This is a genomic window from Bartonella capreoli, from assembly GCF_902813205.1.
Classification (GTDB): Bacteria; Pseudomonadota; Alphaproteobacteria; order Rhizobiales; family Rhizobiaceae; genus Bartonella; species Bartonella schoenbuchensis.
Genome location: NZ_CADDZX010000127.1, coordinates 1 through 535 on the forward strand (window position 1 = coordinate 1; position 535 = coordinate 535).

A 535-nucleotide genomic window follows, 5' to 3' on the forward strand; every position below is an offset into this window, starting at 1 on the left:
CAAGAGTTTTTGGAAAAAACTATGGAAGAGGTGAAATTGATAGAGGAAATATGGAGCGTTTATAACGCAAGTTTTGAGGATTTTGAGGGTTCCTTTTCCCCCCTTATATATTTTTTTCAATCAAAAATAAAATAATACATATAAGCGGCATCCCCAAAGTCCCCCAAAACTAATGATGGGGAGTGCTTTGCAGCTTCACTGTTATATTGTTTAATGTTTTATAAGATTTCCAAATTGCCTCAGTGCGATGTCTTATGACTTTTCACTAAAGGATGCTGTTCATAACGTATGATAGGTCGACTGCCTTGGGAGCTATTGTCTCCAGAGATTTCACGCATATAATTGCAACGGCATACAAGCTCTAAAGCTTGCTTCACAGCTTCATTCTCTTTCAAACATTTCCAATCACGTTTATAAACATCCTGTGCAGTAAAAGCATTAGGTAAACAATCACAGCGCTTGACAAGCAAGTTGGCACTGTCTGTTTCAAATTTATCATCCGCCGCATACAGACGTTTGCTATGAGTTATCAGAT

Annotated in this window: 1 pseudogene; it reads right to left on the reverse strand. The window is 37.8% G+C overall.

Annotation, left to right across the window (positions count from 1 at the left end):
* Positions 1 to 239 precede the first annotated feature (239 nt).
* A pseudogene (locus J7R05_RS07665) lies at positions 240 to 535 on the reverse strand (hypothetical protein); the annotation flags it as partial.